This is a genomic window from Streptomyces sp. NPDC016851 (genome assembly GCF_055562795.1).
The window spans coordinates 24,138-41,841 of sequence record NZ_JBVHEP010000005.1; the positions used below are offsets into that span (position 1 = coordinate 24,138).

Consider the following 17,704-nt stretch of genomic DNA (forward strand, 5'->3'; position numbering starts at 1 on the left):
GGAGGCAGCCGCAGTGACCAACATCCCCGAGACCGGGCGGAACCCACGGGTCCAGATCCGGCTCGTCGTCATCCAGGTCCTCGTCCTGTCCCTCCTGCTCACCCTCGGCGGACGTCTGTGGTACCTCCAGATCCGTGAGGGCGCGGCGTACGCCAAGGAGGCGTCGGGCAACCACGTCCAGCAGGTCGTCCAGCCCGCCGTCCGCGGCTCCATCCTGGATGCGCGCGGCGTGGCCCTCGCCGACAACGAGACGCGACTGGTCGTCTCCGCCTCCCGCACCGACCTGCTGAAGATGCCGGACGACGGCAAGGACGTCCTCACCAAGCTCGCCGGAGTCCTGGGCATGACGCCCAAGGAGGTCCAGGAGAAGGTCCGGCTCTGCGACTCCAAGACGCCCCAGCCCTGCTGGAACGGCTCGCCGTACCAGCCCATCCCCATCACCGACGAGGCCACCCCCAAGCAGGCCCTCCAGATCCGCGAGCGCGCCGAGGACTTCCCCGGCATCACCGCCGAGCCCGAGGCCGTGCGCCGCTACCCGAGCCCGGGCAAGGCCAACACCGCCCAGGTCCTCGGCTACCTCTCGCCGGTCACCGACGAGGAGATCAAGAAGGCCCAGAACACCAACTCGCCGTACCTGCGCTCCGACCAGGTCGGCCGCTCCGGCCTGGAGCGCCAGTACGACAAGCATCTGCGCGGCAAGGCCGGCGTCACGCGCTACGAGGTGGACAACCTCGGCCGCGTCATCGGCCAGGCCGAGGCCGACCCGGCCCATCCCGGCGACAACCTCGTCACCAGCATCGACTCCCGCGTCCAGCGGATCGCCGAGTACGAGCTGAACGAGGCCATGAAGCAGGCCCGCAAGGAGCACGACCGCAACACGGGCACGAACTACAAGGCCGACTCCGGTGCCGTCGTCGTCATGGAGGCCAAGACCGGCCGCGTCGTCGCCATGGCCTCCAACCCGACGTACGACCCGAACGCCTGGGTGGGCGGCATCTCCGCCAAGGACTACACGCGGCTCACGGGCAAGAGCTCCAACTACCCACTGCTCAACCGCGCGATCCAGGGCCAGTCGGCGCCCGGCTCCATCTTCAAGGTGATCCCGACGGCCGCCGCGGTCAACGCGGGCTACTCCTTCAACGGCCCCTACCAGTGCTCCAGCTCGTACTCGATCGGCGGGCAGGTCTTCAAGAACTTCGAGTCCAAGGGATACGGCCCGATCAGCCTCGGCCGCGCCCTGGAGGTCTCCTGCGACACGGTCTTCTACCGGCTCTCCCACGAGGAGTGGAAGAGGGACGGCGGCACCAAGCCGAAGAAGAAGCCCAGCGACTGGTTCTACAAGACCGCCCACCAGTTCGGCCTCGGCAAGGAGACCGGCATCGACCTGCCCAACGAGGTCACCGGCCGCGTCCCCGACCGCAAGTGGAAGCTGGACTACTGGAAGGCCAACAAGGACGCCTGGTGCCGCACCGGCAAGCGCAACGGCAGCTACGCGGAGAAGATCGCCTACGAGAACTGCCTCGAAGGCAACCGCATGCGCGCCGGTGACTCCGTCAACTACTCCATCGGCCAGGGCGACACCCTCGTCACGCCGATCCAGATGGCCACGATCTACGGAGCCATCTCCAACGGCGGCACGATGTACACCCCCTCGGTCGGCAAGGCCGTCATCAGCGCGGACGGCAAGACGGTCACCCCGCTCAAGCCCCAGGCGCACGGCAAGCTGCCGATGACGCAGAAGACGCGCAACGAGATAGACGAAGCCCTCGCGGGAGTCGCCACCCGCGGTACGGCCGCCTGGAGGTTCGGCGGCTGGCCGCAGGACAAGATCCCGATGCACGCCAAGACGGGTACGGCGGAGGTCTACGGCAAGCAGACGACCTCCTGGTTCGCCACGTACACCAAGGACTACACGGTCGTCATGACGATCTCCCAGGGTGGTACGGGCTCCGGAGCCTCCGGCCCCGCCGTCCGCAACATCTACAACGCGCTGTACGGCGTCTCCCCGGACGGCGACATCGACCCGAAGAAGGCGCTGCTGCCCACCCCGCAGAAGACCCTGCCGAAGGTCAAGACGGACGGCACCATCGCCTCCCCGAAGGTTCCCAAGGACCCGGCCAAGGACCAGCAGGCGAACAAGAAGGACCCGAACGCCCCGGCCGACCCGCTCCAGCCGGCGACGGCGGCCCCGCCGACGCCGGAGAACCGTGACACCCGAAGGCGCCGGCGCCGGCGGGGAAGCCGGAGGTTGCCGTCATGACCGGTGGTGTGAACAGCTTCCAGGTCTCCGGCTACGGCCCCGAGCGCTCGGGCTGGACCAGACTCCTCGCCCGCGACTCGGTGGCGCGGCGGCTGGACTGGCCGATCCTGATGTCGGCGCTGGCCCTGTCCCTGCTCGGCACGCTCCTCGTCTACTCGGCGACCCGCAACCGCACGGAGCTCAACCAGGGCGACCAGTACTTCTTCCTCGTCCGGCACCTGCTCAACACCGGCATCGGCCTCGCCCTGATGGCCGGCACGATCTGGCTCGGCCACCGCGGCCTGCGCACGGCCGTGCCGGTCCTGTACGGCTTCTCGGTCCTGCTGATCCTGCTGGTGCTCACCCCGCTCGGCTCCACGATCAACGGCGCCCACTCGTGGATCAAGCTCCCCGGCGGCTTCTCCCTCCAGCCCTCGGAGTTCGTGAAGGTCACGATCATCCTGGGCATGGCGATGCTGCTGGCGGCCAGAGTCGACGCCGGCGACCGGCAGTACCCCGACCACCGCACGGTCATGCAGGCCCTGGGCCTGGCCGCCGTGCCCATGGTGATCGTGATGCTCATGCCCGACCTCGGGTCGGTCATGGTGATGGTCATCATCGTGCTCGGCGTGCTGCTCGCCTCCGGCGCCACCAACCGGTGGGTGTTCGGGCTGCTCGGCGCGGGCGCCATCGGCGCGATCACCGTCTGGCAGATCGGGGTGCTCGACGACTACCAGATCGCCCGCTTCGCCGCCTTCGCCAACCCCGAGCTCGATCCGGCCGGCGTCGGCTACAACACCAACCAGGCCCGCATCGCCATCGGCTCCGGCGGCCTGACCGGCTCCGGCCTCTTCCACGGCTCGCAGACCACCGGCCAGTTCGTGCCCGAGCAGCAGACGGACTTCGTCTTCACCGTGGCCGGGGAGGAACTGGGCTTCCTCGGCGGCGGCCTGATCATCCTGCTGCTGGGCATCGTCCTGTGGCGGGCCTGCCGTATCGCCCGGGAGACCAGCGACCTGTACGGCACGATCGTCGCCGCCGGCATCGTCGCCTGGTTCGCCTTCCAGACGTTCGAGAACATCGGCATGACGCTCGGCATCATGCCGGTCACCGGCCTGCCGCTGCCGTTCGTGTCGTACGGCGGCTCATCGATGTTCGCCACATGGATAGCGGTCGGTCTGCTGCAGTCGATCCGGGTCCAGCGCCCCATGTCGGCGTGAACACCGGCGGGGCGGCCCCCTGCCGCCCCGCCCCCGTGCCCACTAGATTCGGTCCATGGCGGACACCAAGCGTGAGATCGAGCGGAAATACGAGTCCGAGGACAGCGGACTCCCCGACCTGACCGGTGTCGCCGGGGTCGCGGCCGTACTCGACAAGGGCGTCACCCACCTCGACGCCACCTACTACGACACCGCCGACGAACGCCTCGCCGCGTCGTCCGTCACCCTGCGCCGCCGCACCGGCGGCTCGGACGCGGGCTGGCATCTGAAGTTCCCCGTCGCCCCCGGCGTCCGCGACGAGATCCAGGCCCCGCTCTCCGACACCCTCCCGGACGACCTCGCCGGGCTCGTCCGCTCCCGCGTCCGCGGCGGCGCACTGCTGCCCGTCGTCCGGCTGCGCTCCGACCGTGACGTGCGTCACCTCGTCGACGCCGACGGCCGGCTGCTCGCCGAGGTCAGCGTCGACGCCGTCCAGGCCGACCGGCTCACGGCCGGCGGCGGTGCGGCGCAGTGGACGGAGATCGAGGTGGAGCTCGCCGACGGGGGAGACCCGGCCTTCCTCGACAAGGTGGAGAAACGGCTGCGCAAGGCGGGCGTACGGCCGTCGGCCTCGGCGTCGAAGCTGGCGCGGGCCCTGGCGGAGACGGCGCCGCACGAGCAGCGCGCGTCCGCCGCCGCCGCGGAACCGGTGACGGCCTCGGACCACGTCCTGGCGTACGTGCGCGCCCAGCGGGACGCCATCGTCGAGCTCGACCCGGCCGTGCGGCGGGACGCCGAGGACTCCGTGCACAGCATGCGCGTGGCCACCCGCCGGCTGCGCAGCACCTTCAAGTCCTACGGCGAGATCCTCGACCGGACCGTCACCGACCCGGTCGGCGACGAGCTGAAGTGGCTGGCCGCTGAGCTGGGCCTGGACCGTGACCGCGAGGTGCTGACCGAACGGCTCACGGCGGCCCTCGACGAGGTACCGGCCACCCTGGTGCGCGGCCCGGTCGGCGAGCGGCTGCACACCTGGGCGAGAACCGAGCACGGCGGGACCCGGGGCCGGCTCATCGGCGTCCTGGACTCCCGCCGCTACCTGGCCCTGCTCGACACCCTGGACGCGCTGATCGCCGGCCCGCCCCTGCGGAAGACGGCCGGCAAGAAGCCCCGCAAGCCGATCGCCAAGGCCGTGAAGAAGGACTTCCGCAAGGTCGCCGGGCTGGTCGAGCAGGCCGTGGAACTGGAGCCCGGCACCGACCGCGACGTCGCGATCCACGAGGCCCGCAAGAAGACCAAGCGCGCCCGCTACGCGGCTGAGGCGGCCCGGCCGGCCCTCGGCAAACCGGCCAGGGACCTGGTCAAGTCCATGAAGGCGCTCCAGGCCCTGCTCGGCGAGCACCAGGACAGCGTGATGGCCCGGCAGGCCCTGCGCGAGCTGTCGGCGGTCGCCCACGCGGCCGGGGAGAGCGCCTTCACCTACGGCCTGCTCCATGAGCGCGAGGAGCAGCGGGCGGCGCGAGTGGAGACCGAGTTGCCCGGATTCTGGGACGGGATCAAGGACGGGGCGGCGGGCCTCTGATCCCCCTCTGATCCCCCTCTCATCCTCCGCTGATCTTCCGCTGATCTTCCGCGCGTACGAAGGTGCGTCCGGGTCGCGTTAGTCTGGATGGTCACCCTGTCCGTTCAGTCCAGCTCACGAAGGTGCGCGACATGTCTGCCGAAGTCGCTGCGTCGGTGTTCCCGCAGCTCGAAGCTCTGCTCCCGCACGTGCAGAAGCCGATCCAGTACGTCGGCGGAGAACTCAACTCCACGGTCAAGGACTGGGACTCCTGTGACGTCCGCTGGGCGCTCATGTACCCGGACGCCTACGAGGTCGGCCTGCCCAACCAGGGCGTCCAGATCCTCTACGAGGTGCTCAACGAGCAGCAGGGCGTCCTCGCCGAGCGCACGTACAGCGTGTGGCCGGACCTCGAGGAGCTGATGCGGGAGCACGGCGTCCCGCAGTTCACGGTGGACAGCCACCGGCCCGTGAAGGCCTTCGACGTACTGGGCCTGTCCTTCTCCACGGAGCTGGGCTACACCAACATGCTGGCGGCCCTTGACCTTTCCGGGATCCCCCTGGAGTCCAAGGACCGCGGCCTGGACGACCCGATCGTCATGGCCGGCGGCCACGCCGCGTTCAACCCCGAGCCGATCGCGGACTTCATCGACTGCGCGGTGATCGGTGACGGCGAGCAGGCCGTGCTCGAGGTCACCGCGATCATCCGCGCCTGGAAGGCGGAGGGCCGCCCCGGCGGCCGCGAGGAGCTGCTGTTCCGCCTGGCGAAGACGGGCGGGGTGTACGTGCCCGGCTTCTACGACGTCGAGTACCTGCCGGACGGCCGTATCGCCCGCGTCGTGCCGAAGCGCAGCGGAGTCCCGTGGCGGGTCTCCAAGCACACGGTGATGGACCTCGACGAGTGGCCGTACCCGAAGCAGCCCCTGGTCCCGTTGGCCGAGACGGTCCACGAGCGCATGTCGGTGGAGATCTTCCGCGGCTGCACCCGCGGCTGCCGCTTCTGCCAGGCCGGCATGATCACCCGCCCGGTCCGCGAGCGCTCCATCACGGGCATCGGCGACATGGTCGAGCAGGGCCTGAAGGCGACGGGCTTCGAGGAGGTGGGCCTGCTGTCCCTCTCCTCGGCGGACCACTCGGAGATCGGCGACATCGCCAAGGGCCTCGCGGACCGCTACGAGGACGACAAGGTCGGCCTCTCCCTCCCGTCCACCCGCGTGGACGCCTTCAACATCGACCTGGCGAACGAACTCACGCGCAACGGCCGCCGCTCCGGCCTCACTTTCGCCCCGGAGGGCGGTTCGGAGCGTATCCGCAAGGTCATCAACAAGATGGTCTCGGAAGAGGACCTGATCCGCACGGTCGCCACCGCCTACGGCAACGGCTGGCGCCAGGTGAAGCTGTACTTCATGTGCGGCCTGCCGACGGAGACCGACGACGACGTCCTCCAGATCGCCGACATGGCGACGAAGGTCATCGCCAAGGGCCGCGAGGTCTCGAACTCCAACGACATCCGCTGCACGGTCTCGATCGGCGGCTTCGTCCCCAAGCCCCACACCCCCTTCCAGTGGGCGCCGCAGCTGTCGGCCGAGGAGACGGACGCCCGCCTGGAGAAGCTGCGCAACAAGATCCGCGGCGACAAGAAGTACGGCCGCTCCATCGGCTTCCGCTACCACGACGGCAAGCCCGGCATCGTCGAGGGCCTGCTGTCCCGCGGCGACCGCCGGATCGGCGCCGTCATCCGCGCGGTCTACGACGACGGCGGCCGCTTCGACGGCTGGCGCGAGCACTTCTCGTACGACCGCTGGATGCGGTGCGCCGAGAAGGCACTTGTCCCGTTCGGCGTCGACGTCGACTGGTACACGACGCGAGAGCGCACGTACGAGGAGGTCCTGCCCTGGGACCACCTGGACTCCGGCCTCGACAAGGACTGGCTCTGGGAGGACTGGCAGGACGCCCTCGACGAGACGGAGGTCGAGGACTGCCGCTGGACGCCGTGCTTCGACTGCGGGGTGTGTCCGCAGATGGACACCCAGATCCAGATCGGCCCGACGGGCAAGAAGCTCCTGCCCCTGACGGTCAAGAACGCGGCACCGGCGCCGAGCGGTCACGCGCACTGACGGTCGCCGGCGGCGGCACCACATCCGTATCGCCGCACAGGGAGCCCCCTCCGACTTCGGAGGGGGCTCCTTCGCTTCTGCGTGTGCGTCGAAGGCCGACACCCCTTGCCTCATGTATCGAATTTCGATAGATTCCTATCGTAGGTCGATTGAAGGAGTGGTGATGGGGAAGCTGGCCGTGGCGGCGTTGCGTGTGGTGCTCGTGGTGTTGCTCGCCGGGTCGTTGTTCGTGCAGGGGGTGATGGTCCCGCTGCTGGCCATCGACATGAACGGGCTCAAGCCCGAATACGCCTACCTGCGCACCCCGATCCTCGTGATCTTGGTGCTGGGTGTCGTGACCGCCCAGGTCGTCGTGGTCTGCGTGTGGCGGCTGGTGACGATGGTGCGTCGCGGGACGGTGTTCTCCACGGCCGCCTTCCGGTACGTGCACATCGTGATCGGTGCCTTCGTGGCCGCGGCCTGCCTGGTGTTCGCGCTCGGGGTCGTCCTCGCGCCGGGCGAGGCCGTCGCTCCGGGGGTGGTACTGCTGCTGGGCGGGGTCGGCGTGGCCGTGCTGGGGGTCGCGCTGGTCGTGCTCGTCCTGCGGATGCTGCTCGCGCAGGCCGTCGCGCGGGACGTCGAAGCGGCGCGGATGCAGGCCGAGTTGGAAGAGGTCATCTGATGCCGATCGCCGTCGACATCGACGTGATGCTGGCGAAGCGGAAGATGTCCGTGGGTGAACTCGCGGAACGCGTCGGCATCACCCCCGCCAACCTCGCGGTCCTCAAGAACGGCCGCGCCAAGGCGGTCCGCTTCTCGACCCTCGCCGCCCTCTGCGAGGTCCTCGAGTGCCAGCCGGGGGACCTGCTGCGGTGGGAGGCGGACGGGGCCACCGACCGGACAATGAGCTGATGGAGAACATCAGCATCCGCCCCGCTCGGCCCGGCGAACTGGCGGCCGTGGCGGCACTTCGCTGGGAGTGGCTCGTCGAGAACGGAGGCGAGGCCCTCGGTGAACGCGAGGAATTCTTACGGCACTTCGTCGACTGGGCCCGGGACAACGCCGGTTCGCACCGGTGCACGGTGGTCGTGCGTGACGACGGCGTCGTCATCGGCATGGCCTGGCTGGCGGTGGTGCAGCGGGTGCCATCGCCGCGGGCGCCGCGCCGGGCCTCCGGCGATCTGCAGTGCGTGTACGTCGTACCCGGGGCGCGCGACGGCGGGGTGGGCGGTGCGCTGATCAGGGCCGTGCTGGACGGGGCCCGGGAGCTCGGGCTGGAACGGGTGACCGTGCACTCGAGCCCGCGGGCGATTCCCGCCTACGCCCGGTGCGGCTTCCAGGAGTCGCCCCGGCTGCTGCACGCGCGGATCGCTGGCGCGTGAGCCGTATGATCATGACGCCAGGTGGAGAACCAGGTGGAGGATCTGCGGAAGAACGGGGCGGGGCTGTGCGGTGCTGGATCCGGACGGGCCGCTGAGGCGTCTACGACGGTATGGATCTGGAGAAACCGGCCCGCGAGGGCTCCGAGACGCGAGTCGATCTGCGGAAACGGGTGCCCGAACCGTCCGCGCCACCGGTGCGTGAGGCGGCGCCCGAGGGGTGTCTCGCCGTCGCCGTCCGGATTCCCGTGCGGATCGTCGTGCTCGTGCTGGTCGTCCCCGTGCGGATGGTGTGGGACGCGCTCGTCGTGGCCGGGCGGTTCCTGAACGACGTGCTCTTCCGGCCGCTGGGCCGGGCGCTGCTGTGGCTCGGGCGGGCGGTGTTCGTCTGGCCGTTCGTGGGGCTGTGGCGGTACGTCGTCGTGCCCGTGGCCAAGGCGCTCGGGTGGCTCGGGAACGTGCTGCTCGTCGTGCCGCTGGTGTGGTTCTACCGGCAGGTGCTGACGCCGGTGGGACACGCGATCGAGTGGGTCGTCACCGGGGTCGCCCGGGGCGTCGTTGCCGCGCTCGGCTGGGTGTACTCGTATCTGCTCACACCGGTCGGGCATGCCGTGATGTGGGTGCTGAAGGGGCTCGGCGCCGTGCTCGCCGCGGTCGGGGCCGGCGTGTACGCGGTCGTGGCGTGGCTCGCCCGGTATCTCGTCGTCGTCCCCGCCGTATGGCTGTACACGTGGGTGCTCGCGCCCGTCGGGCGGGCGATCGCCTGGTGCGCCAGGGGGCTGGTGTGGCTGGCGAGCACGATCGTCACCGGCATCGGGACGGCCCTCTACTGGATCGCGCGGATCCTGTTCGTCCTTCCCGCGCTCGCCGTGTGGCGCTGGATCCTCACGCCGGTCGGGCGGGTCCTCGCCGTCATCGGGCGGGAGGTCGGGGACGCCCTCGGGCACGCCTGGCGGATCGCCGGGCACATCTCGCTCGCCGTCGGGCGGTTCCTGGCGACACTCCTGAGGTGGATCTTCGTCGAGCCGGTGCGGTGGGTGTACCGGAGCGTGCTGACGCCCGTCGGGCACGTCGTGCGGGACGCCGTCCTGCGGCCCGCCGCCGAGGCCGCCCGCAGCGTGGGACGGGCCACGCGGCAGGCGCTGGCCTCCGCCCGGGAATCCGTACGGCAGGCGCGTGCCGACTTCCGGCGGATGCTCTTCGGTGAGCCCGCGCAGCCGCAGCCGGTCGACCTCGGGGAACCTTCGGGCCGCGAGGCACGTACTCTTGGTAGCAGTACGACCGCTCTCACGAAGGACTGAACGACACTGGGCAAGCGACAGCCCGAAGGCCCGCCGCCCGCACCCGCGGTGCAGCGCATCCGACTGCGCTACACCAAGCGCGGCCGCCTCCGGTTCACCAGCCACCGTGACTTCCAGCGCGCCTTCGAGCGTGCGTTGCGCCGTGCCGAGGTGCCGATGGCGTACTCGGCGGGCTTCACACCGCACCCGAAGGTGTCGTACGCCAATGCCGCACCCACCGGCACGGGCAGTGAGGCGGAGTATCTGGAGATCGCGCTGACCGCGCACCGCGACCCGGAGCAGCTCAGGGCCCTTCTCGACGAGTCGATGCCCACCGGGCTCGACATCATCGAGGCGGTCGAGGCCCACACCTCGGGGCTGGCCGACCGGCTGACGGCTTCCGTGTGGGAGCTGCGACTGGACGGCGTGTCGCAGGAGGACGCCCGCCGTGCGGTGGACGCCTTCAACGCGGCCGAGACCGTGGAGGTCCAGCGCCTCATGAAGAACGGCGTCCGTACCTTCGACGCCCGCTCCGCCGTCGTGAGCCTGGAGATCCCCGGCCTCACGGAAACGCAGAGTTCCCAGGCTGATAGGCCGACCGACCAGCCCTGTGCGATACTGCGGCTGGTTGTTCGGCACGTGACGCCTGCCGTACGACCCGACGACGTCCTGTCCGGTCTCCGCGCCGTGGCCGACCTGGCGCCGCCGGTCCCCGCAGCGGTGACCAGGCTGGCGCAGGGGCTGTTCGATGAAGAGACCGGCACGGTGACCGACCCGCTCGCGCCCGACCGCGAGGCAGCGGAGGCCCGCTCAAAGGCCGAACCGCCTGCCGCCGCGACGGCGCCGGCGTAGGTTCCGCGAAGGGACGGACGTCGTAGCGCCGCCCTCGGACTCGGGAGCCACCTGGGTCGGGCAGCGCACCGACCAGAAGACTTTCGCCAGGCCGTACGCATTCGGCGTACGGAACCGGCGAGACAGGACACAGAGAGCTCCCGTGCGGCGCCCGCGCCCCGGACGGCGGCGACGCGCACAGCGCGAGCCGCGGACGTCACCGGCACAGCCGGACCAGGTGCGGCGCCCGGGAGCCTGACGGGAGAAAAGCCCGCATGCTCGGACCGACCGAACCCACAGAGTCCGCCACGGACTCCGAACAGAACACCCCCAGCGACACCCTGCCGCCCCGGCGGCGGCGCCGTGCCGCCTCCCGGCCGGCGGGTCCGCCCGTCGGCGCCTCCTCCGACGCTCCCGTGGAGACCGTCACGCCGGCCATACCGGCCGCGGAGCCCGACGACCTCGCGGCCGACGCCGTAGAGGCCGGCGAGGTCGAGGAGACCGCCGCCGAGGACGCCGCCGCGGCGGCGCAGGAGACTCCTGAGGCTGCCCAGAGCGCCGAGGAGGCCGCGCCCGCCGCTCCGAAGAGGCGCCGCGCGGTTCGCCGTGCCGCCGCGCCCGCAGGGGCTCCGGCGGGTGCTGAGGCCGCCGAGACCGTGGTGCCGGTGACCGCCGGTGCTCCCGCCGCCTCCGAGGCGCCGGAGCAGCCCGAGACCGCCGCTCCCGCCGAGGTCGCCTCGCCCGCGGAGGTGTCCGAGGACGCCGCTCCCCGGCGCACCCGGCGTCGTGCGACGCGCACGGTGACCTCGCCCGCCGCGGCTCCGGCGGAGGCGGCGGAGACGGCGGCGCCCGCTGCCGCCGCCGCGCAGGCCGAGCCGAGCGCCCCTGAGGCCGCCGCTGCCGCCGACGGCGCCGAGACGGCTGAGGCATCCGAGACCGCCGATGCCGCCGAGGAGGCCGCGCCGCGCAGGACTCGCCGGCGTGCCACGCGCCGGGTGACCGCGCCCACCGCAGCACCCGCCGCCGCACAGGCGGCGGAAGGAACCGCCGACGCGGGCCGGTCCGGCTCCGTCACCACGACCGACGCGCCCGCCGAGGCCGCCGCTGCCGTGTCCGGTGGGCCCGCCGAGGCCCCCGCCGGCACGCCCGCCGAGGAGGCGAAGGCACCCGTGACCGAATCCCCTGCCGCCGAGTCCGACGGAGCCGACGAGGCCGCTGCCGCCGAGGCCCCCGCCGAAGCCGCCGCCCAGGCGTCCGAGCCCGCCGAGGAGGCCACTCCGCGGCGCCGTCGCCGGGTCGTCCGCCGGGCCGCCAGTGGTTTCGCCGAGCCCGGGCAGTCCTCCCGGGCCTCCCGGGGCTCGAAGTCCGCGCGGGGTGCCGCCGGTGCCGAGGCCTCCGGCGAGGACGAGACGTCGGCGCGGCCCGCGCGGCCCGCCGTCGCCCTGTTCCAGGCGCCCGTGTTCACCGAGCCCCAGTTCCAGACGCCGGAGCGGGCCGCAGCCGCGGCCGCCGCCGAGGCGGCCGGGACGGAGGAGCCCGAGGAGGCGGAGGAGTCCGCGCCGGTGGAGGCGCGGGAGGAGCAGCCCAGCGGATCGCGCCGCCGTCGCCGCCGCCGGGGTGCCGCGGAGGAGCCCGAGGCCCAGGCCGCCCAGGCCCCCGCCGAGAGTGCCCCTGCCGAGAGTGCCGCCGCCGAGAGCGGTGTCGACGAGGCGGAGGAGCCCGAGGAGTCCGCCGAGGGCGACGATCAGGACGACTCCGAGGGCGGCGGCTCGCGCCGTCGTCGCCGCAGGGGCGGCCGCCGCCGTCGGCGTGGTGAGTCCGCCGAGAGCGACTCCGACGCCGGCGAGGGCACGGACGCCGAGCCCGAGCAGGTCGCCGCCGTCCAGGCCGCGCAGGACGCCGAGGACACCGCGGAGCAGACCGAGGAGGACCAGGACGAGTCCGACGAGGGTGCCGACCGCGACGAGTCCGGCGGGGGCTCCAGCAGCAGCCGCCGTCGCCGTCGCCGCCGTCGCCGTGCCGGTGACAGCGCGCCCGAGGCCGAGCCGTCCGAGGACGACCCGGAGCGCACGGTCGTCAAGGTCCGTGAGCCCCGCCCCAAGGCCGAACCGTCCGACGAGGTGCAGTCCATCAAGGGCTCGACCCGTCTGGAGGCCAAGAAGCAGCGCCGCCGGGAAGGCCGCGAGCAGGGCCGCCGGCGCGTCCCGATCATCACCGAGGCCGAGTTCCTGGCCCGGCGCGAGGCCGTCGAGCGCGTGATGATCGTCCGCCAGCACGGCGACCGTACGCAGATCGGCGTCCTGGAGGACGGCGTGCTCGTCGAGCACTACGTCAACAAGGAACAGGCGGTCTCGTACGTCGGCAACGTCTACCTCGGCAAGGTGCAGAACGTGCTGCCGTCGATGGAGGCCGCCTTCATCGACATCGGCAAGGGCCGCAACGCGGTGCTGTACGCCGGTGAGGTCAACTTCGAGGCGCTCGGCATGGCCAACGGGCCGCGGCGCATCGAGTCCGCCCTGAAGTCCGGGCAGTCCGTGCTCGTCCAGGTGACGAAGGACCCCATCGGGCACAAGGGTGCCCGTCTGACCAGCCAGGTCTCCCTCCCCGGGCGCTACCTCGTGTACGTGCCCGAGGGCTCCATGACCGGTATCAGCCGCAAGCTGCCCGACACCGAGCGGGCCCGGCTGAAGACGATCCTCAAGAAGATCGTCCCCGAGGACGCGGGCGTCATCGTGCGCACCGCCGCCGAGGGCGCGAGCGAGGACGAGCTGCGCCGGGACGTCGAGCGGCTCCAGGGGCAGTGGGAGGACATCCAGAAGAAGGCCAAGAACGGCGGCAACGCGCCGACGCTGCTGTACGGCGAGCCGGACATGACCGTCCGGGTCGTGCGCGACATCTTCAACGAGGACTTCTCCAAGGTCGTCGTCAGCGGCGACGAGGCGTGGCAGACCATCCACGGCTACGTCTCGCACGTCGCGCCGGACCTCGCCGACCGGCTCCAGAAGTGGACGTCCGAGGTCGACGTCTTCGCCACCTACCGGATCGACGAGCAGCTCGCCAAGGCGCTGGACCGCAAGGTCTGGCTGCCCAGCGGCGGTTCGCTGGTGATCGACCGGACCGAGGCGATGGTCGTCGTCGACGTCAACACCGGCAAGTTCACCGGCCAGGGCGGCAACCTCGAGGAGACCGTCACCAGGAACAACCTGGAGGCGGCCGAGGAGATCGTCCGCCAGCTGCGGCTGCGCGACCTCGGCGGCATCATCGTCATCGACTTCATCGACATGGTGCTGGAGTCCAACCGGGACCTGGTGCTGCGGCGTCTGCTGGAGTGCCTGGGCCGGGACCGTACGAAGCACCAGGTGGCCGAGGTGACCTCGCTGGGGCTCGTGCAGATGACCCGCAAGCGGGTCGGGCAGGGGCTCCTGGAGTCCTTCTCCGAGACCTGCGTCCACTGCAACGGACGCGGCGTCATCGTGCACATGGAGCAGCCGACCGGCGCCGGCGGAGGCGGCGGCAAGCGCAAGAAGCGTGCCCGTGCCGGTGCCGCCGACCAGCACGTGCACGAGGCGGCCGTCGAGACCGCCGAGCAGGAGGCGGAGACCGAGGCCGAGGTCGTTGCCGAGATCGCCGAGCCGATCGCGCTGCCCGAGCCGGTCTTCGAGCCCGACGAGGAGCTGTACAGCAGCGCCGCCGAGGCGGAGGCCGCGGCCACGCGTGGCCGGTCGCGGCGCCGGGCGAGCCGGCGGGCGTCGGCTCCGGCGGGCGCGCCGCGCGGTGAGACCGCGGAGCCGAAGGCCGAGCAGGACAGGAAGGCCGGGCAGGCCGCGCCGGCCGAGGTGCCGACGGCTCAGGACGTGACCGCCGCCGAGGAGGTCGCCCGTCCGGTGCAGCCGGAACCGGCCGCCGAGGCGCACGCCGAGCCGAGCGCCGTCGAGGACCCGGTCGTGGAGGCCCCGGCCGTCGAGGCTCCGGCCGCAGAGGAGGCCGCGCCCAAGGGCCGTGGCCGTCGGCGGGCGACGCGCAAGGTGTCCGCGCCGGCCGGTTCTCCGGCGGGGGCGGAGGCGGCCGTGGTGACGGTGTCCGAGACCGCGCCCGCCGCGGCCGAGGCCGCACCGGCTCCCGAGCAGGCCGAACAGCCGGTGGCGGCTGCCCCGGAGGCTGCCGAGGCGGCCGCACAGCCGCCCGCCGAGAGCGCCGCCCCGGCCCGTCCGAGGCGCCGCGCCGTGCGCAAGCCCACCGTGTCCACCGCGCCCGAGGAGGCGGCCGTCGTGGTCGTCCCGTCGGCCGCTCCCGAGGAGGCCCCGGAGCCCGCCGCGGCTGACGGCGCCGCCCCGCAGGAGGCCGCCGAGGAGTCGGCCCCGGCCAAGAAGACGGCCCGCAAGACGGCCAAGAAGGCCACGGCGAAGAAGGCCGCCACCAAGAAGACCGCGGCGAAGAAGACCGCGGCCAAGAAGACGACGGCGAAGAAGACGGCGGCGAAGACCACCAAGACCGCCGCCAAGAAGACCACGTCGAAGAAGACCGTCGCGGCGGAGCAGTCCCGCTCCTCCGTCTCGGCCTCCACCGACGAGGACTGACCGCCTCGACGTCCGCCGGGGCGTGCGCGAACCCGCGTACGCCCCGGCGGACGCGACCGGCGTGACCGGTCGCACAGGCGGCGGGCCCGGCTCGGTTTGACCCCCTTGGCCGCGGCCCCGTAACCTTGACCGTCGGCGTGTCGAATGACGCGTCACATCCCCGTAAACCTCATCCTCCGGGCGCCGGGCGCCCAGGAGAGGCCGCTCTTTGTGTCGGGCGGCTGGCCTGCGGGGGTGCCGTTTCCCCGAGCGAGAGAGTGAGTCCGCGTGTACGCCATCGTGCGCAGCGGTGGTCGCCAGCACAAGGTTGCTGTCGGCGACATCGTTGAGGTTGACAAGATTTCCACTGCCAAGGTTGGCGACACGGTCGAGCTCTCGACCCTGCTCGTTGTCGACGGCGACGCCGTGACCAGCGACCCGTGGGTGCTGGCCGGCATCAAGGTCCAGGCCGAGGTCGTGGACCACCACAAGGGCCAGAAGATCGACATTCTGCGCTACAAGAACAAGACCGGTTACCGCCGTCGTCAGGGCCACCGCCAGCAGTACACGGCGATCAAGGTCACTGAGATCCCCGCGGCTGCAAAGTAAGGGACTGAGGAGAGATGGCACACAAGAAGGGCGCATCGTCCACCCGTAACGGTCGTGACTCCAACGCTCAGCGCCTCGGCGTGAAGCGCTTCGGCGGTCAGGTCGTCAACGCGGGTGAGATCCTGGTCCGTCAGCGCGGCACCCACTTCCACCCGGGCGCCGGTGTCGGCCGTGGCGGCGACGACACGCTGTTCGCCCTCCAGGCCGGTTCGGTGCAGTTCGGCACCCACCGTGGCCGCAAGGTCGTGAACATCGTTCCGGTCGCCTGACCGGAAGCTTTCGCGAGGCGGACCTCACTTCCCTCACGGGAAGCGGGTCCGCCTTTCGCGTGTTACGCAGAGAACAACCCCGTACAACCCGCACACCACGGCTGTACACCACCGCCGTACATCACTGGAGGCACCCACCATGACCACCTTCGTGGACCGCGTCGAGCTGCATGTCGCCGCGGGTAACGGAGGTCACGGCTGTGCCTCCGTCCACCGTGAGAAGTTCAAGCCGCTGGGCGGACCCGACGGCGGCAACGGCGGTCGCGGCGGGGACGTGATCCTCACCGTCGACCAGTCCGTCACCACGCTCCTCGACTATCACCACTCCCCGCACCGCAAGGCCACCAACGGCAAGCCCGGCGAGGGCGGCAACCGCTCCGGCAAGGACGGACAGGACCTGGTCCTGCCGGTGCCGGACGGCACGGTGGTCCTCGACAAGGCGGGCAACGTCCTCGCCGACCTGGTCGGGCACGGCACGTCGTTCGTCGCCTCGCAGGGCGGCCGGGGCGGGCTCGGCAACGCGGCGCTGGCGTCCGCGCGGCGCAAGGCGCCCGGGTTCGCGCTGCTCGGCGAGCCGGGAGACGTGCGCGAAGTCGTCCTGGAACTGAAGACCGTCGCCGACGTGGCGCTCGTCGGATACCCGAGCGCCGGAAAGTCGTCGCTGATCTCGGTGCTGAGCGCCGCCAAGCCGAAGATCGCCGACTACCCGTTCACCACGCTCGTGCCGAACCTCGGTGTCGTCACGGCCGGCTCGACGGTGTACACGATCGCCGACGTGCCCGGTCTGATCCCGGGAGCCAGCCAGGGCAAGGGCCTGGGCCTGGAGTTCCTGCGGCACGTGGAGCGGTGCAGTGTGCTCGTGCACGTCCTGGACACCGCCACGCTGGAGTCGGACCGCGACCCGGCCTCCGACCTCGACGCCATCGAGGCGGAGCTGCGGGAGTACGGCGGGCTGGACAACCGTCCGCGGCTGGTCGTCCTGAACAAGATCGACGTACCGGACGGCAAGGGCCTGGCCGAGATGGTGCGGCCCGACCTGGAGGCGCGCGGGTACCGCGTGTTCGAGGTGTCGGCCGTGGCGCACATGGGGCTGAAGGAGCTGTCGTACGCGATCGCGGAGCTCGTGGCGAAGGCGCGGGCCGCGAAGCCGAAGGAAGAGGCCACGCGGATCGTGATCCGGCCCAAGGCCGTGGACGACACGGGCTTCACCGTGACGCGCGAGGACGACGGGCTGTTCCGCGTACGCGGCGAGAAGCCCGAGCGCTGGGTGCGGCAGACCGACTTCAACAACGACGAGGCGGTCGGCTACCTGGCGGACCGGCTCAACAGGCTCGGGGTCGAAGAGGAACTGATGAAGGCCGGGGCCCGGGGCGGCGACGGTGTCGCGATCGGTCCCGAGGAGAACGCCGTGGTCTTCGACTGGGAGCCATCCGTGATGGCCGGGGCCGAAATGCTCGGCCGACGCGGTGAGGACCACCGGCTGGAGGAGGCGCGACCGGCCGCCCAGCGCCGCAGGGACCGGCAGGCCGAGCGGGACGAGTCGGAGCGGGAGTTCGACGACTTCGAGCCGTTCTGATCCGTCTCAGATCCGAGCGTTAACGGAAAGCAAATTCGCAACGGACTTCGAGGCAACCAAGTGGTGCTCCGGTGGGTCGTACTGGGCAGCGCGGTGCGGATCTTGTTCT

Annotated in this window: 13 protein-coding genes; all 13 read left to right on the forward strand. The window is 71.5% G+C overall.

Translation table 11 applies throughout. The features are described from left to right. Nucleotides 1-13 precede the first annotated feature (13 nt). Nucleotides 14-2,260, forward strand: coding sequence for a penicillin-binding protein 2 (mrdA, locus tag ACZ3I3_RS10140; RefSeq protein WP_467364034.1), 2,247 nt, complete (start codon nt 14-16; stop codon nt 2,258-2,260). Continuing rightward, nucleotides 2,257-3,459: a rod shape-determining protein RodA gene (gene rodA / locus ACZ3I3_RS10145; RefSeq protein ID WP_467364035.1), complete on the forward strand. Its 1,203-nt coding sequence runs from the start codon at nt 2,257-2,259 to the stop codon at nt 3,457-3,459. Before mrdA ends, rodA begins: the two co-directional genes overlap by 4 nt. 55 nt (nt 3,460-3,514) lie before the next feature. Continuing rightward, nucleotides 3,515-5,020, forward strand: a complete 1,506-nt coding sequence (locus tag ACZ3I3_RS10150) for a CYTH and CHAD domain-containing protein (RefSeq protein WP_467364036.1) — start codon at nt 3,515-3,517, stop codon at nt 5,018-5,020. Between the two features lie 131 nt (nt 5,021-5,151). Beyond that, nucleotides 5,152-7,116: a TIGR03960 family B12-binding radical SAM protein gene (locus tag ACZ3I3_RS10155; protein ID WP_467364039.1), complete on the forward strand. Its 1,965-nt coding sequence runs from the start codon at nt 5,152-5,154 to the stop codon at nt 7,114-7,116. Nucleotides 7,117-7,279: 163 nt separating this feature from the next. Further along, a complete protein-coding gene (locus ACZ3I3_RS10160; RefSeq protein WP_467364041.1) occupies nt 7,280-7,777 on the forward strand; it encodes a DUF2975 domain-containing protein in 498 nt (165 codons plus the stop codon). Continuing rightward, nucleotides 7,777-8,007, forward strand: coding sequence for a helix-turn-helix domain-containing protein (locus ACZ3I3_RS10165; protein WP_467364042.1), 231 nt, complete (start codon nt 7,777-7,779; stop codon nt 8,005-8,007). The genes ACZ3I3_RS10160 and ACZ3I3_RS10165 overlap by 1 nt, the downstream gene beginning before the upstream one ends. Continuing rightward, on the forward strand, nt 8,007-8,477 hold the full coding sequence (locus tag ACZ3I3_RS10170; RefSeq protein ID WP_467364044.1) for a GNAT family N-acetyltransferase: 471 nt from the start codon (nt 8,007-8,009) through the stop codon (nt 8,475-8,477). The genes ACZ3I3_RS10165 and ACZ3I3_RS10170 overlap by 1 nt, the downstream gene beginning before the upstream one ends. A gap of 110 nt (nt 8,478-8,587) precedes the next feature. Then, a complete protein-coding gene (locus ACZ3I3_RS10175; protein WP_467364045.1) occupies nt 8,588-9,775 on the forward strand; it encodes a hypothetical protein in 1,188 nt (395 codons plus the stop codon). Between the two features lie 48 nt (nt 9,776-9,823). After that, the gene (locus tag ACZ3I3_RS10180) at nt 9,824-10,606 is read left to right on the forward strand and encodes a TIGR03936 family radical SAM-associated protein (protein WP_467364046.1); all 783 of its coding nucleotides are present in this window, start codon (nt 9,824-9,826) and stop codon (nt 10,604-10,606) included. Nucleotides 10,607-10,860: 254 nt separating this feature from the next. Then, nucleotides 10,861-15,162: an Rne/Rng family ribonuclease gene (locus ACZ3I3_RS10185; protein WP_467364048.1), complete on the forward strand. Its 4,302-nt coding sequence runs from the start codon at nt 10,861-10,863 to the stop codon at nt 15,160-15,162. Nucleotides 15,163-15,429: 267 nt separating this feature from the next. Then, nucleotides 15,430-15,750 carry a 50S ribosomal protein L21 gene (gene rplU / locus ACZ3I3_RS10190; protein ID WP_004931419.1) on the forward strand — a complete coding sequence of 107 codons (321 nt, stop codon included), beginning with the start codon at nt 15,430-15,432 and terminating at the stop codon, nt 15,748-15,750. A gap of 14 nt (nt 15,751-15,764) precedes the next feature. Next, nucleotides 15,765-16,019: a 50S ribosomal protein L27 gene (rpmA, locus tag ACZ3I3_RS10195; RefSeq protein ID WP_010041940.1), complete on the forward strand. Its 255-nt coding sequence runs from the start codon at nt 15,765-15,767 to the stop codon at nt 16,017-16,019. 139 nt (nt 16,020-16,158) lie between these two features. Continuing rightward, the gene (obgE, locus tag ACZ3I3_RS10200; RefSeq protein ID WP_467364049.1) at nt 16,159-17,595 is read left to right on the forward strand and encodes a GTPase ObgE; all 1,437 of its coding nucleotides are present in this window, start codon (nt 16,159-16,161) and stop codon (nt 17,593-17,595) included. Nucleotides 17,596-17,704 lie beyond the last annotated feature (109 nt).

Excerpts from the sequence above, each read along its gene's own strand:
- ACZ3I3_RS10160 (WP_467364041.1), top strand. The coding sequence starts at position 7,280 with ATGGGGAAGCTGGCCGTGGCGGCGTTGCGTGTGGTGCTCGTGGTGTTG.
- rodA (WP_467364035.1), top strand. The coding sequence starts at position 2,257 with ATGACCGGTGGTGTGAACAGCTTCCAGGTCTCCGGCTACGGCCCCGAG.
- ACZ3I3_RS10155 (WP_467364039.1), top strand. The coding sequence starts at position 5,152 with ATGTCTGCCGAAGTCGCTGCGTCGGTGTTCCCGCAGCTCGAAGCTCTG.
- ACZ3I3_RS10150 (WP_467364036.1), top strand. The coding sequence starts at position 3,515 with ATGGCGGACACCAAGCGTGAGATCGAGCGGAAATACGAGTCCGAGGAC.
- rpmA (WP_010041940.1), top strand. The coding sequence starts at position 15,765 with ATGGCACACAAGAAGGGCGCATCGTCCACCCGTAACGGTCGTGACTCC.
- ACZ3I3_RS10185 (WP_467364048.1), top strand. The coding sequence starts at position 10,861 with ATGCTCGGACCGACCGAACCCACAGAGTCCGCCACGGACTCCGAACAG.
- ACZ3I3_RS10170 (WP_467364044.1), top strand. The coding sequence starts at position 8,007 with ATGGAGAACATCAGCATCCGCCCCGCTCGGCCCGGCGAACTGGCGGCC.
- ACZ3I3_RS10165 (WP_467364042.1), top strand. The coding sequence starts at position 7,777 with ATGCCGATCGCCGTCGACATCGACGTGATGCTGGCGAAGCGGAAGATG.
- obgE (WP_467364049.1), top strand. The coding sequence starts at position 16,159 with ATGACCACCTTCGTGGACCGCGTCGAGCTGCATGTCGCCGCGGGTAAC.
- ACZ3I3_RS10175 (WP_467364045.1), top strand. The coding sequence starts at position 8,588 with ATGGATCTGGAGAAACCGGCCCGCGAGGGCTCCGAGACGCGAGTCGAT.